The sequence below is a fragment of the Limnovirga soli genome (assembly GCF_013106755.1).
GTDB classification, from domain to species: Bacteria; Bacteroidota; Bacteroidia; order Chitinophagales; family Chitinophagaceae; genus Limnovirga; species Limnovirga soli.
On sequence record NZ_WHPF01000077.1, the window covers coordinates 1 to 202 of the forward strand.

The window sequence follows — 202 nt, forward strand, 5'->3', positions numbered from 1 at the left end:
AACCATTATTGTATCTGCCTTACCGGTAATCGCTCCGATAACCGGCCCGGATAGTGTTTGTGTAGGTCATACGATCAATCTAAGTGAAGCAACAGTTGGCGGCAGCTGGTTAAGTAATAATAGCGGCATCGCCACCATCACTAATACAGGCCTGGTAGCAGGCATCAGTGCAGGCACGGTGCGCATCAGTTATACGGTGATT

Annotated in this window: 1 protein-coding gene; it reads left to right on the plus strand. The window is 49.0% G+C overall.

The annotated features are described in order from the left end of the window. A partial coding sequence (locus GD597_RS21835; RefSeq protein WP_171610026.1) for an Ig-like domain-containing protein occupies window positions 1-202 on the plus strand: 202 nt, incomplete at both ends.